The 13262-nt window shown below is 59.6% G+C and carries 12 protein-coding genes and 1 riboswitch; of the genes, 9 read left to right on the forward strand and 3 right to left on the reverse strand.

The annotated features are described in order from the left end of the window. Positions 1-281: 281 nt before the first annotated feature. The gene (locus tag KJS47_RS02285; RefSeq protein ID WP_213522408.1) at positions 282-1127 is read right to left on the reverse strand and encodes a DegV family protein; all 846 of its coding nucleotides are present in this window, start codon (positions 1125-1127) and stop codon (positions 282-284) included. 238 nt (positions 1128-1365) lie between these two features. Between KJS47_RS02285 and xerS the strand changes: the two genes are divergently transcribed. The 3 genes from xerS (at position 1366) to KJS47_RS02300 (ending at position 3908) form a co-directional block, all read left to right on the forward strand. After that, positions 1366-2445, forward strand: a complete 1080-nt coding sequence (gene xerS / locus KJS47_RS02290) for a tyrosine recombinase XerS (protein ID WP_213522410.1) — start codon at positions 1366-1368, stop codon at positions 2443-2445. 65 nt (positions 2446-2510) lie between these two features. Next, a complete protein-coding gene (locus tag KJS47_RS02295; RefSeq protein ID WP_213522412.1) occupies positions 2511-3416 on the forward strand; it encodes a sigma-70 family RNA polymerase sigma factor in 906 nt (301 codons plus the stop codon). 33 nt (positions 3417-3449) lie between these two features. Beyond that, positions 3450-3908, forward strand: a complete 459-nt coding sequence (locus tag KJS47_RS02300; protein WP_213522414.1) for a carboxymuconolactone decarboxylase family protein — start codon at positions 3450-3452, stop codon at positions 3906-3908. Positions 3909-4362: 454 nt separating this feature from the next. On the opposite strand, the gene KJS47_RS02305 is transcribed toward KJS47_RS02300, so the two are convergent. Next, positions 4363-5145, reverse strand: a complete 783-nt coding sequence (locus KJS47_RS02305; RefSeq protein WP_213522416.1) for a LysM peptidoglycan-binding domain-containing protein — start codon at positions 5143-5145, stop codon at positions 4363-4365. 3 nt (positions 5146-5148) lie between these two features. After that, positions 5149-5314, reverse strand: a riboswitch (cyclic di-AMP (ydaO/yuaA leader). Between the two features lie 149 nt (positions 5315-5463). Here KJS47_RS02305 and KJS47_RS02310 point away from each other — a divergent pair. The 6 genes from KJS47_RS02310 to KJS47_RS02335 all read left to right on the forward strand — a co-directional run bounded on the left by KJS47_RS02310 (position 5464) and on the right by KJS47_RS02335 (position 11396). Continuing rightward, positions 5464-7545 (forward strand): carbon starvation CstA family protein, encoded by a 2082-nt coding sequence (locus KJS47_RS02310; RefSeq protein ID WP_374707014.1) that lies wholly within the window; start codon positions 5464-5466, stop codon positions 7543-7545. Further along, the gene (locus KJS47_RS02315) at positions 7542-7754 is read left to right on the forward strand and encodes a YbdD/YjiX family protein (RefSeq protein WP_213522419.1); all 213 of its coding nucleotides are present in this window, start codon (positions 7542-7544) and stop codon (positions 7752-7754) included. The genes KJS47_RS02310 and KJS47_RS02315 overlap by 4 nt, the downstream gene beginning before the upstream one ends. A gap of 32 nt (positions 7755-7786) precedes the next feature. Then, a complete protein-coding gene (locus tag KJS47_RS02320; protein WP_213522421.1) occupies positions 7787-8629 on the forward strand; it encodes a sugar phosphate isomerase/epimerase family protein in 843 nt (280 codons plus the stop codon). A gap of 233 nt (positions 8630-8862) precedes the next feature. Next, entirely contained in the window at positions 8863-9963 is a 1101-nt protein-coding gene (gene leuB, locus KJS47_RS02325; protein WP_213522422.1) for a 3-isopropylmalate dehydrogenase, read from the forward strand. A 276-nt stretch (positions 9964-10239) separates the two neighbouring features. Beyond that, on the forward strand, positions 10240-10878 hold the full coding sequence (locus tag KJS47_RS02330; protein WP_213522424.1) for a TetR/AcrR family transcriptional regulator: 639 nt from the start codon (positions 10240-10242) through the stop codon (positions 10876-10878). A gap of 5 nt (positions 10879-10883) precedes the next feature. Further along, positions 10884-11396 (forward strand): DUF4188 domain-containing protein, encoded by a 513-nt coding sequence (locus KJS47_RS02335; protein WP_213522426.1) that lies wholly within the window; start codon positions 10884-10886, stop codon positions 11394-11396. A 116-nt stretch (positions 11397-11512) separates the two neighbouring features. Here KJS47_RS02335 and KJS47_RS02340 read toward each other — a convergent pair whose 3' ends face one another. Continuing rightward, positions 11513-13180 carry a glycoside hydrolase domain-containing protein gene (locus KJS47_RS02340; RefSeq protein ID WP_213522429.1) on the reverse strand — a complete coding sequence of 556 codons (1668 nt, stop codon included), beginning with the start codon at positions 13178-13180 and terminating at the stop codon, positions 11513-11515. Positions 13181-13262 lie beyond the last annotated feature (82 nt).

Here is a 13262-nt window from a genome sequence, read left to right on the forward strand (position 1 = left end):
GGATCCGGCCTAAAGGGCTGTCGTCCGGCTATGTCTGTTCCGCGGACGACTGCCTCTCTCTCTGGGACGGTCCCCCTTCTTTCGCTCCTCACCAGTTTACCTGACAAAGCTTAAAGGAACATGAACGCAAACTGAACGTTAGCTGAAAGACCGCCTTAGAACGGTCAACCCAACCCTAGGTTCAGCCCGGAAAGCAAAGAAAAATCCGGCTTCCAGGGAAGCCGGATTCGCGGGATTACTGCCGCATCAGGATAACGCCGTCGGTACGGGGACGCACCGGATTACCGCCGCATCAGGATAACGCCGACGGTGCGGGGACCGCAGTGACTGGAAATGACGCAGCCCGCCTCTGCGAGCAGGACATGGCGGAACCCTTTCTGCAGCAGAAGCTCCCTTATCTCCACCGCCGTCTCCGGATCGGCCGCATGGGCGACGAAGGCCGTCTCAGGATCAATCGCGTCCCGATCCGCCAGCATCTCGCTCAGCATTTGATCGATTGCCTTCTCCCGCTTGCCGCGGACTTTGGCGTGGAGGCCCAGCTTGCCGTCAGTCACCTTGACGATGGGCCGGATTTTGAGCAGGCTGCCGATGAAGCTGGCCAGGCCGGACATGCGGCCGCCTTTGTGCAGATAATCGAGCGTATCGATGACGAACTGCGTCTCCACCTTGCCGCGCAGCGCGTTCACCTCTTCGGTAATGGCTGCAAGAGACGCTCCCTGCTCGGCGAGCCGCGCGGCCCGCAGCAGGAGCAGGCCGATGCCCGTCGTCAAATTGCGGGAATCGATGACCGAGATTCGCCCTTCGGGGAACTGGCCGGCCGCGATTCTCGCATTCTGGTTCGTCGAGGACAGCTCCGAAGAGAGACTGATATAGAGAATATCGCGGCCCTGCTCGATGTAAGGGGCGAACTTCTCCATGAAATCGGCGGGCGACGGCGCCGCCGTTTTGGGCAGCGTCCCCTTCGCCTCCACCAGCCGGAACAGCTCGCTTGGCACGATGTCGACTCCATCTTTATAAGTGCGGTCTTCAAATACCACATATAACGGCACGATGCTGATCTCGTAGCGCTCGATAAGCTCCGCCCCGAGATCGCAGGTACTGTCCGCAAACAGTTTCACTTGTCCCAATTCTTCATCCTCCTGAATGACCGGTCTATAGTCGTGTTCGTTCTGTTATGTATTCGGGAAGCTCCAATCCCATTATACCGGGTTTGCCAGAAAAATACTGCCCCTCTTTGGACAACTCGGCATGGCCGGTCTGCGAGCAAAGCGCTTGTCGAATGCTTGGGATAGCAAATCCAAAAACGCGAACATGCGTTCACTTTTCGGGCAATTTGTGAGATAATGGGAGAACGAGGTGACCTCTGTGAATATATTCAAGGAAAAGGCCCGGCAGGAGCTGGACAGGAAACTGCCCCTCTTGCCCTGGTATGTCGAGAAGTATATGGATTACAAGCGGGCCGATCTGTCTCCCACCACCCTGCTGGAATATGCCCGCGATTACGAGACGTTCTTCGGCTGGATGCTCGCCGAGGGGCTCACCGAGGCTTCTCGCCCGTCCGAGATCACACTCTCCGATCTGGAGGCGCTCCGGCTGGAGAACATTGACCTCTACAAGGCGTTCCTGGCCGGGAAGAGGGACCGGACCAACGCCAAGGCGACCATCGTCCGGAAGCTCTCCTCGCTCCGCTCCTTGTTCCACTACTTGAGCCAGATCGCCGAGGACGAGAACTATTATCCGCTCCTCCGGCGCAACGTGATGGCGAAGATCGAGCTGAAGCGGACGAGCAAGGTCAGGGATATGGCGAACAAGCTTGAGGGCAAGCTGCTGCAGGAAGACGAGATCGCGTCGTTCATTGCATACATAAGAGAAGGCTACGGCCACGATGTGGAGGGCAACAAGCAGGCGCTGCACGCCTACCGGCTCAACAGGGAACGCGATGCGTCCATCATCAGCCTCATTCTGCATTCGGGACTGCGCGTGTCCGAGGTTGTCAACCTGACGGTGGACGACGTGGACCTCGACCGCAAGCTGGTTTACGTTCACCGCAAGGGAACCCGGGAGGAAGCGTTCAAGACAGGCGTCTACTTCCGCCAGGAAGCCAAGGAAGATCTTCTGCGCTACTTGGCCATCCGGGACGACGGCTACCGGCCCCCACGCCGGGAGAAAGCACTCTTCCTCGCCGTTCCGAACGGACAGCGGGAAGGCAAGCGCATGACCCGCCGGGCGATTCAAGAGATGGTCACCAAGTACGCCAAGCGCTTCGGCAAGCCGCATCTTCGCGTTCACCGGCTTCGCCACTCGTTCGCGACCGATTATTACTTGCAGAACGACCTGTACAAAACGCAGGAGCAGCTCGGGCACGCTTCACCGGAAACGACCCAGCTGTATGCCCATTTGACCGACAAGACGATGTCGAGGGCGATCGACAACCGGAGAGAGTGACGGCCGCGGGTCTATCTCTCCTGCCCGCTCGCCCGCGGTCCATTCCCCTCAAGGAGGCTGCCGTTATGGAGTTGGACTCCCTATATCGAACCTATCGCCCGCTTCTCTCATCCGTTGCTTATCGGATGCTCGGCTCCATTGCCGAGGCCGAGGATGCCGTGCAGGACGTCTTCGCTGCCTTAAGCCGCGAGAAGCCCCCGGAGGTGCACCATCCTAAGGCCTACCTCGTGAAGCTGGTCACCAATCGTTCGCTCAATCTTCTCCGGTCGGCCCGCCGGCGCAGGGAGCGCTACACCGGTCCCTGGCTCCCCGAACCCGAGCTTGCTTTCTCTCCGGGGGACCTGTCCGAGGAATTCGCCCTGCGGGAGAGCTTCGGCTATGCGCTGCTCGTTCTGCTGGAGACACTGTCGCCTGCGGAGCGGGCAGTCTATGTTCTCCGCGAGTCCCTCGATTACGAATACGGAGAGATCGCCGGCATGCTGGGGAAGAATGAGGCGGCCTGCCGAAAGCTGCTTAGCCGTGCCCGTGCGAAGCTCGGCAAGCGGGACGCCGAGTCGGATTCCGTCCCATCGGGTGATGCGGAGCCCTATGTTCGGGCGTTCGCGGATGCTCTCCGCACGGGGGAGTTCGAGCCGTTCCTCGGTCTGCTCGCCGACGACGCCGTACTGATCAGCGACGGCGGAGGCAAGGTACGTTCCGCCCTCTTCCCGATCCTGGGCAAAGCGCGGATCCACGCATTCTTCGCCGGTCTTCGGGCCAAAGGCTCCCTGCAGGGCGAGCTCCGGGCAGTTTGGCTGAGCGGCCAGAGAGGCTGGCTGCTCGTCCGGCCGCCGCTTCATCCGATCGCAATATGCTTCGGCCCCGGAGCCGGAGACCGAGCGGATCGCGTCTATCTCGTGACGAATCCGGACAAATTGACGAGAATGAGCGCCGACCGGTCACAGATTCGGCCTCTTCCGTGTCTTAGATAGCGTAAGCCATTCGAAGACAGGGAGGAACCAACCATGCAAATGAGAATGAACCACCGCAATGTAAACCCGGAGCTGCTCCGGACGATGATGGGGCTCGAGAGCTTCGTCAAGGGGACCGGACTGGATCCGGTCCTGTATGAGCTGATCAAGATTCGCGCTTCCCAGATTAACGGCTGCGCCTACTGCCTCGACATGCATACTCGGGATCTGCGTAAGATGGGAGAGACCGAGCAGCGCGTCTTCCTGATCCCCGTCTGGCGGGAAGCGCCTTGCTATAGCCCCAAGGAGAAGGCCGTGCTGGAGCTGACAGAAGCCGTCACCCTTATTGCGGACGGCGGCGTGCCGGACGATCTCTACAGCCGGGTCCGCGAGCAGCTGTCCGAGCAGGAGTACTTGGCCGTCGTCATGGCGATCAATACGATCAATTGCTGGAACCGGATCGGCATCGCGAACGGTCTTTTCCCTGGCTGCTACGAGAAGCAGCCGGAGTAGCGGCCGTCTTGGCTGCATCGGCAGCCGCATAATCGAAACGCCCGCGAGCTAGCCTCGCGGGCGTTTTTTGGGTTGGGAAGCGGAACGCGTGTGGCTTTTTCTCACCTTCGGGCGAAACGCCTTTGGCTTTTCCTTCCCTTACGGGCGGAACGCCTTTCGCTTTTCCTTTCCTTACGGGCGGAACGCTTTTGGCTTTTCCTTCCCTTCGGCGGAACGCCTTTTGCTTTTTCTCACGTTCGTGCGGAACGTCTTTGGCTTTTCCTTCCCTTACGGGCGGAACGCCTTTGGCTTTTCCTTACGTTCGTGCGAAACGCCTTTGGCTTATTCTCACGTTCGTGCGAAACGCCTTTGGCTTTTCCTTCCCTTCGGGCGGAACGCCTTTTGCTTTTTCTCACGTTCGTGCGAAACGCCTTTGGCTTTTCCTCACGTTCGGGCGGAACGCGTCAGTTCCTGCTTACTTGTCCAGAATATAGACCTTGACGTTTTGAATACCGAAATCGCTGACGGTTTGCGGGCTGCCCGGCATGAAGATATCAATGCGGTTTCCTTTAATGGCGCCCCCTTGGTCCGTTGCCTTGGCGATCATGCCGCCCTTGGGCAGGTTCGGGTTCGAGTAGCCAGTAATGTAGACGGTCGCATTCATCGGAATGACCGAAGGATCGACCGCGATCGTCCCGAGCTTGAGCGGATTGCCGAAGTAATCCACCGGACCCCAGCCGCCGTTCTCTTCCGGCGCGGACGAATAAGCGGTCGCGGTTATGTTAAGCGCTTTGGAGAAGGAGTGGCTCTCTCCGCTTGCGGTTTTGACTATGTTGCCTGCCGCTGCTGCCGGCTTGGCCGGTGCCGTGGAGACTGCCTTGACGCCAGTAGGCAAATTGATGGTCAGCCCAGCATAGAGATTTAGAGGGTCCCGTCCAGGATTCGCGGCGACCAGCTGATCGAGCGGCAGGTTCTTGCTCCGCGAGATGGTCCAGAACGTCTCTCCGTCCTTCACCGTATAGGTCTCGGGCAGGCGGATGGCTTGTCCGGGCTGCAGATTCATCGGGTCTGTGCCATGGTTAAGGCTAAGGAGCAGGTCGAGCGGAATTTGCTTGGCCTGTGCCACCTTCCAGAACGTATCGTCCTGTTTGATCTCGTAAGTGGCGGCGGCCGCCGAAGCGGACGGGACGGCTATTCCCGCTCCCAATACGGCGGATAAAGATAGAAGAACGGATGCTTTTTTGAGGCTAAGTGTCATGACAGTCTCCTTTTATGGCGCCTACGAGGTTAGTTGTCGGGTTCGGAATGAGGAGCCATCCCTACCGGCGCGAGCCGGATTCACCCCTTAGCCCGGTTTTTGGTCCGGACAGGTCGTTCCCCCGCACCCCAATCGGTAGAAAATTTTGGGGCTTCGGCGGTATCAGTGTACCATAGGTCTGATAAGCGGTTTCAACGAACAAAATCTGGAAACGGTCTTCTACAGGACATACATAAAAACGTTTTCATTTGTCTGAGCTTGCTATATAATACAGAGCAAGTTTCACCTACCTAACAACAAGCGGGAGGAATGACGGTGATCAAAAAACGTTTGCTTTCTTACCTGGTTTGGGGCTTCATTGCCGCTTTGGGAGCCTGTGCCTTCGGGGTGCTGGCGCTGAAGCGCGGCGAGACGATCAATGCCATTTGGCTGGTCGTGGCCGCCGTCTCGATTTATGCAATCGCTTACAGGTTCTACAGCAAATTTCTGGCCTACAAAGTCTTCCAGCTTGACGACAGCCGCAAAACGCCGGCGGAGCTCAACAATGACGGCAAGGATTACGTGCCGACCAATCGCTGGGTGCTGTTCGGCCACCATTTTGCGGCGATAGCCGGAGCGGGGCCGCTGGTCGGACCTGTGCTGGCCGCCCAGATGGGGTACCTGCCCGGAACGCTCTGGATCGTCGTCGGCGTCGTCCTGGCCGGAGCGGTCCAGGATTTTATCATCCTGTTCGCCTCGGTGCGCAGGAACGGCAAGACGCTCGGCGAAATAGTGAAGGACGAAATCGGCCCGTTCGCGGGAGGCGTAGCCAAAATCGGCATTCTCGGCATCATGATTATCCTGCTCGCCGTCCTGGCGCTTGTCGTCGTGAAAGCGCTTGTCGGCAGCCCGTGGGGCATGTTCACCATCGCCGCGACAATTCCGATCGCCGTCCTGATGGGTGTCTACATGCGGTACATACGGCCGGGACGGGTCGGCGAGGCGTCGATTATCGGCTTCGTGCTCCTGATCGCCGCCCTCGTCGGCGGGCAGGCGGTTTCGGAGAGCCCTACGCTCGCTCCTCTGTTCAACCTGAAGGGCGAAACGATCGCGCTGCTCATGATCGGCTACGGCATCGTCGCTTCGGTGCTGCCGGTCTGGCTGCTGCTCGCTCCCCGGGATTACCTCAGCACGTTCATGAAGGTCGGCACAATGGGCGGCCTCGCCATCGGCATCTTCATCGTCGCACCGGAGCTGCATATGCCTGCACTAACCAAATTCATTGACGGAACGGGACCGGTCTTTGCGGGCAACCTCTTCCCCTTCCTCTTCATCACGATTGCCTGCGGCTCCGTCTCGGGCTTCCATGCCTTGATCAGCTCGGGGACGACCCCCAAAATGCTGGAACGGGAGACGCATGCCCGCTCGATCGGATACGGCGCCATGCTGACCGAATCGTTCGTAGCCATCATGGCGATGATCGCAGCCTGCGTCCTTACGCCGGGCACCTACTTCGCGATCAATAGCAGCGCAGCCGTCATCGGTACGGACGCCGCCAGCGCGGCGGCCACGATCTCCTCGTGGGGCTTTAAGATTACACCGCAGGAGCTGACGGAGACGGCAGCTGCAATCGGAGAATCGACGATTCTATCCCGGACTGGCGGCGCCCCGACGCTCGCCATCGGCATGGCGCACATCCTTTCGAATGTGATCGGCGGCAAGGCGCTGATGGCGATGTGGTACCACTTTGCCATCCTGTTCGAAGCGTTGTTCATCCTGACGACCATCGACGCGGGAACCCGGGTCGGGCGGTTCATCATTCAGGAGATTCTCGGCAGCGTTTACAAGCCGCTCGGCAAGACGGATGCGTTCTTCCCGAATCTGCTGGCCACCGTGCTGTGCGCCTTCGGCTGGGGGTACTTCCTGTATCAGGGGGTTGTTGACCCGCTCGGCGGCATCAACTCGCTCTGGGCACTCTTCGGTATCTCGAACCAGATGCTCGCCGGCATCGCGCTGCTGCTCGGGACAACGATTCTGTTCAAGATGGGCAAGAAGGCGTATGCCTGGGTGGGACTTGTACCGAGTGCCTTCCTGCTGGCCGTCACGATGACGGCGGGCATGCAGAAGATCTTCCACCCCGATTCGTCCATCGGCTTCCTCTCTCAGGCAGCCAAGTACAAGGCCAAGCTGAATGCTGGAGAGCTGCTTGCCCCGGCCAAGACGGCGGGCCAGATGCAGCAGATTATTACGAACAACTATGTCAATGCGGTGCTGTGCGGCTTTTTCATGGTGTGCGTGCTGCTGGTGCTCATCGCCTCGCTGCGTATCTGGATCAAGGCGATCAACAACCAGCCGCTCAAGCTGCACGAGTCCCCGCTCGTGCCGAGAACGAATTCAATCGGAGGAGGAAAAGCTCTATGAGCCGCGTATGGAGATTGCTGAAGCAAGCGCTGGCCTGCCGCCGCCAGTTTTTGGACCTGCTGGTTGGCCTCCCGCATTACGAAACCTACGTCCGGCACAGGCAGCTCCACCATCCGGGCGAGCCGATTCCGACGCGCGGCGAGTTTCTTCGCCAATGCCAGGAAGCCCGCTATGACGGCAAGGGCGGCAAAATCTCGCGCTGCTGCTAACCTATTCCAATGTTGATAAGGGAGGACTTCCGATGCTCAAAGCATTAAGCCGGGCGGGACTCGGCAATGTCGGGCCGATGGAGACGTACGTGCGCAAGGCAGGCGAGTATGGCTTCCAGGGCGTGGAGGCCGGCGATCTGGCCGGCTGGCTGGCGCAAGCCGGCGAGACCCAGGCAGCTACACTGCTTGCGGAAACCGGCGTCGCCATCTGCTCATTCGGCCTGCCGGTCGAATGGCGCCACGACGAGGCTCAGTTCCGCGCGGGACTGCCCCGTCTGGCGGCCGAAGCCGAGGCGGCAGCCAGGCTCGGCTGCACCCGCTGCTGTACCTATGTGCTGCCGTCGACCGACTATCCCCCAGCCGCCTTCACGGTTACGGCCACTCGGCGGCTGCGCGCCTGCGCCGCCTACTTGCGGCCATACGGCATCCGGCTTGCGCTGGAGTTCGTCGGGCCGCATCATCTCCGCACGCGCTGGAAGCATCCCTTCCTGTTGGAGATGAGCGAGATGCTGGAATGGGCGGACGCCATCGGCGAGCCCAATGTTGGGCTGCTGCTCGACGCCTATCACTGGTATACGACCGGGGGGACGGTTCAAGATCTTCTTGCCCTCGACGCCTCCCGCATCGTGCACGTTCACCTGAACGACGCTCCGCCGGTTCCCGTCGGGGAAGCGCTGGATAACGGCCGTCTCTACCCCGGCGAAGGTGTGATCGACCTGAAGGGCTTCCTCGGTGCGCTGCAAACGATCGGCTACGACGGCTACGTCGCTCAGGAGATCTTGACAGTGGAGCCGCCGTCCGAATCGAGCGAGGCGCTTCTCGCCCGTTCGGCGGAAGCGTTCCGCCGGGTTTATGAGGAAGCAGGGATTCGCTGATCACTTGCACAACAAAGCCGTTTCCATCCTCCTGACCGAGGAAGAAAACGGCTTTTTCATTTGCCTGCCCGCCTCCTCTCTCTCCCAGTAACCAAACGACGATCTAACGCCGATTCAATATCTTGAACCCCATATAGTTAATTCCTATCACTTCTATACACTTTATATATTTCAACTATTACAAGATTGGTGGTAACATTTGGGAACCAAGCACAGCGAGGAGGAGTTAGACGATGAAACAAGCAAGGATCGGGATTCTGCCCGGTGATGGAATCGGCCCGGAAATCATGGCAGAAGCCTGCAAGGTGATGCAGGCATTGGAACGGCAAGGAGCTTACCGCTTCACCCTAGTTCCCCTGGCAGCAGGCGGCGATGCCTACGAACGGTACGGCTGCCATCTGCCCGAGGAAACACTGCACCAGGCCCGCGGCTGCGACGCGCTGTTAAAGGGGCCTTTCGGAGGCCCTCCGCAGCAAGCGAAGCTCCCCAAATGGGCCGGGCTGGAGGAGAAGGCCATCCTCCCGCTGCGCAAGCAGTTCGAGCTGTTCGCGAACTTGAGGCCCGTGACCGTCTACCCCGACCTTCATGCGCTCTCCCCCGTCAAGCCACATCTGCTGAATGATGTCGATCTGCTCATCGTTCGGGAGCTGACCTCGGGTCTCTACTTCGGGGAGAAAACCGAGACATTCCAGCGCGGAGACCGCGTGCATGTCGACACGGAAGCGTATGCCGAATCCGAGATTCGCCGGATTGCGGTCAGGGCGTACGAGCTGGCCCGCGGACGCCGCCGCAAGGTGACACTCGTCGCCAAAGCCAACGTGATGACAAGCGGCAGGCTATGGCAGGAGGTTACGGCAGCCATCGCCTCCGCCTACCCGGACGTGGAAAGCGACTATCTCCATGCCGACCATGCGGCGATGCGGCTTATCCAACAGCCCAGCCAGTTCGACGTGCTGCTCACGAGCAACCTGTTCGGCGACATTCTATCCGACGAGGCAGCCGTCCTTCCAGGCTCGATCGGTCTCCTGCCGTCCGCCTGTCTCGGCACCGGCACGTTCGGCCTGTACGAACCGATCCATGGCTCGGCGCCCGATCTCGCGGGCCAGGAGATGGCCAACCCGATCGGGATGATCCGGTGCGTCGCTCTGATGCTGCGGCATACGTTCGAAGATGAAGCGACCGCCGATCTGGTGGAGCACGCTGTAAGGGAGACGCTTCGTGAAGGCTGGCGGACGCCCGATCTGTTCATGGAAGGGAGTGACGACCCCACACGGCGCTTACCAACCGCGGCCATGGGGGATCGAATCGCTGCTTTGGTCGCTACCGGCGAATAACGGATGGACCTTGCCGTCTCGGCCTCCTCCCTTCCCGATCCGTTGTTCCACTCTTGTAGGACGCTATCCCCTGTCTCCCTGACATGTAAACCTTACTCTCCTCCCTCATTCAAGCAAAGCCCCGTTCCTCCGAACGGGGCTTTGCTGTGCAACCGGAGACCTGTTCATCTCTAGACGAGTCGCAATATTACTTTCCTGCAAACTTTTTCTTTACTACGGTTAAGTTTTGTACTATAGTTAATTACAACAAATGGAAACTAAGGAAAGGAGAGTCCAATGGGCGATCTGCCATTAAGAGAACGAAAAAAAGCAAAAGCAAAGCTCGCCGTCTATCAAGCCGGCATCGCCCTTATCGGCCAAAACGGCTTTCGCTCCGTATCGGTCGAGGAAATTTGCCGCCAGGCGGAAGTGTCCAAGGTGACGTTTTTCAACTTTTTCCCGCGCAAGGAGGATCTTCTCGTCTACTTCATGCGCGTTTGGCTCACCGAGCGGGTGCTTGAGCTTGAGGAAGAGCCGCTTCGCGGCGTCGCTGCCTTTCGCCACCTGCTGGTCAAGGTGCACGAATGCTCCCAGACCGAGCCCGGCCTCATGCCGAGCCTGATCTCTCTATTGGCGGAGCTTCGGATGCATCCCTGTGTTCCGGACTTGAGCGAAGCGGAGATTGCCCTTCTCTTTCCCGGCCGCGAACGCATCGCACAGGCGAATCCCGATATGTTCCAGCTGTTCGACGAGTGGGCCCGGGAGGCTGCGGAGGACGGCGAGCTCAGGGAAGGATTGGAGCCGGAGCTGGTCGTCCCAAGCTGGTTCAGCGTCTTCTACGGAGCCTTCCTGACGGCCTATCTTTATCGGGCGGACAGCGTGCTGGACGTTTATGATGCGCATTTGCGCTTATTTGTTCGAGAAAAGGAGCAGTGAGACCTATGGCAACCGTCATTCCTGGCCGGTACACGGCCGAGCTGGAGGGCCCGTTCGTCGTTTTCATGATCGGCATGCGCATCAACCGTTTGTGGGCCGTACACAAGTGGCTCCCGGTCTTCCGGGCAATGACCCCGATGATGAAGGAGCTGTATACAAACAAGGAGGAGCTGGGCTTCCTCGATGCGAGTTTCTACTTGTCAGCCAGGGGCCCGATGATCGTGCAGTATTGGCGATCGTTCGAGCACTTGGAGCAGTATGCCCGCCAGGGCGCTCACCACCTTCAGGCATGGCGCGACTTCAACCGCAAGGTAGGGACCAGCGGCACCGTGGGTATTTGGCACGAAACCTATCTGGTCGAGGACGGCCGGTATGAGTGTCTGTACAACAACATGCCTCGCTTCGGTCTGGCTCGCGCCGGCGGCCATTTGCCCGCCCTCGGCCGCCGGGAGACGGCCGCCCGGCGTTTGGGACAGAACAACGAGCCCGCCGTCCCGTCTCCTCCTAATCCTGCCTAGCTTACGAAATACCCGGTTGGCCTGGCAAACAAACACACCCCGCGGAGCCAAGCTCCGTGGGGTGCTGTGTTTCTGTATGCGCCTAGATGGAGGCGTGACGGTGGAGCCGATGAGCCTTAAGCCAAAGCGCCCGTCGGTTCCCCGATGAGCCGGTTGATCTGCTCCCGCTTGCGCAGAAGCCACTCCATGCTTCGGGGATATTCGCGGAAGGTAATCGGCTGGTCCAGCTCCTCCTCGAGCAGCTGAAGCACCCGCTCCCGGCCGATACGCGACTCGAGCAGCTCCAGCGCGCGCAAATCCTGCAGGGCGTCGTAGAAGACGGCGAGACGCAGCGATTCCACCGGCCGGCCGTCCTCGCCGGGATAGACGACAAAGGCGTCACCGGACGGGAAGCCGTAGCCCGCATCCGTCACCCGGTAAGGATCGATGGCACGCGTCGAATATTGAGCGTTCCAGAAGTTGTATCCCCAATGAAGGAAGCCGGCGATTTGGAATTTGTACAGCTGCATGCCGAGAATCCGGTTGCGGGAGGACGGCATGCAGAAGAACCGGTTCGCCACTTCCTTGTACTGCGAGCAGCAATAATAGGTCCAGAGCTCGGGCACGTTGTTCTCGAGGAAGGGCTCGATATGGTTGCTCGCGGGAATCGGGCGGCGAACGCTTCCCGTCTCGTAGAACTTATAACTGGACAGCGCATCGATAACCGGGAAGTCGTTCAGGTGCTTGCTCAGGATGTCGCTTGCGCTCCGGTACGTTTCGAGATGATCGGCGTGCGGCTCGTCTGATACATGGAACCAACAGCGGGAAGCGATGCCCGCTTCCTTCAGATAGTCGACGAGCTCTGGGAGAAACTGGTCCAGGAACGTCCGGTATTCCTCGCCGTGCGCATCCGTTTCCCAGCCGAACAGCTTCTTCTCCTCGCCATCGACCGTAGCGATGATCTTGGGGGCATGCTTAGCTCCCCACTGTGTGAACAGATGGGAGCATTCGAAGTTCCGGATGCCCGCTTCCTCGCACATGTCGATCCATCGTTGCAGCCGGTCGAATCCGAACGTATAACGGTCTCCGTCCCGCTTCACGTCTACGAGCTGGACGGTCCGGCGCTCACCGCCGACGGCCGTATCGAGCGGCGGCGTGAAGAGCGGCGTCAGCACCATGTTCATCCCGTTGTCGGCAGCCGTCTGCAGGTAGGCGCGCATCTGCTCCCAATGGGCTTCGCTGAACACCTCTTCCCCGTAATAATTCGCAAGACAGTCCGCATGGAACCAGTTGGTGTACAGCAGCTTCTGCTCCGGCAGCTCCGCCTGCAGCACCTCCAGCTCGAAGCTCTCCTCCGCCAGCCGGGTGCCGTCTTCCTGTACGAAACGGACGCGGATCGGATAGACCTCCGGCGCCTGTTCGCCGCTTAGCTCTACGGTGATCCAGACGGAGCGCCACTGGTGCGGCACGGCTGTCAGCCCTTCTCGTTCGGTAATGGAAAAGAGAGGATCGGGATAGAGGCCGGGCGTAGACCGGAGCACGTCGGCATCATGGTCGGCGTAGACCGGCATCTCAGACGGCGCCAACCCCACGTTGCGAACGCGGATCACATCCGCGAGAGCCGATTCGATCTCTACTTTGACTTTTTTGAGCAAACGGTCGGACCGGTAGGCGACCTGGAAGTGAAACCGCTCGTTGCGGAGCACAGAGGCGCGCGGGTAGGTCGAATCCTTCAAGTCTTCATCGGCGAACACCTTCGACAGGGAACTGAGCGTGCGGGTTTGCAGCGAAACCGGATTGGTCAAAACAGACTCCTCCTCTTCTTGGACAGAAATTCGGATTCCCAAATGATAACGCCTTCATTGTATCATCGTTTGGTTTCGTTTG

The organism is Paenibacillus sp. J31TS4, from assembly GCF_018403265.1.
In the GTDB taxonomy this organism is placed as follows: Bacteria; Bacillota; Bacilli; order Paenibacillales; family NBRC-103111; genus J31TS4.

Coding starts and splice junctions, on each gene's coding strand:
- KJS47_RS02300 (WP_213522414.1), top strand. CDS start 3,450: ATGCAAATGAGAATGAACCACCGCAATGTAAACCCGGAGCTGCTCCGG.
- leuB (WP_213522422.1), top strand. CDS start 8,863: ATGAAACAAGCAAGGATCGGGATTCTGCCCGGTGATGGAATCGGCCCG.
- KJS47_RS02320 (WP_213522421.1), top strand. CDS start 7,787: ATGCTCAAAGCATTAAGCCGGGCGGGACTCGGCAATGTCGGGCCGATG.
- KJS47_RS02305 (WP_213522416.1), bottom strand. CDS start 5,145: ATGACACTTAGCCTCAAAAAAGCATCCGTTCTTCTATCTTTATCCGCC.
- KJS47_RS02295 (WP_213522412.1), top strand. CDS start 2,511: ATGGAGTTGGACTCCCTATATCGAACCTATCGCCCGCTTCTCTCATCC.
- KJS47_RS02335 (WP_213522426.1), top strand. CDS start 10,884: ATGGCAACCGTCATTCCTGGCCGGTACACGGCCGAGCTGGAGGGCCCG.
- KJS47_RS02330 (WP_213522424.1), top strand. CDS start 10,240: ATGGGCGATCTGCCATTAAGAGAACGAAAAAAAGCAAAAGCAAAGCTC.
- KJS47_RS02315 (WP_213522419.1), top strand. CDS start 7,542: ATGAGCCGCGTATGGAGATTGCTGAAGCAAGCGCTGGCCTGCCGCCGC.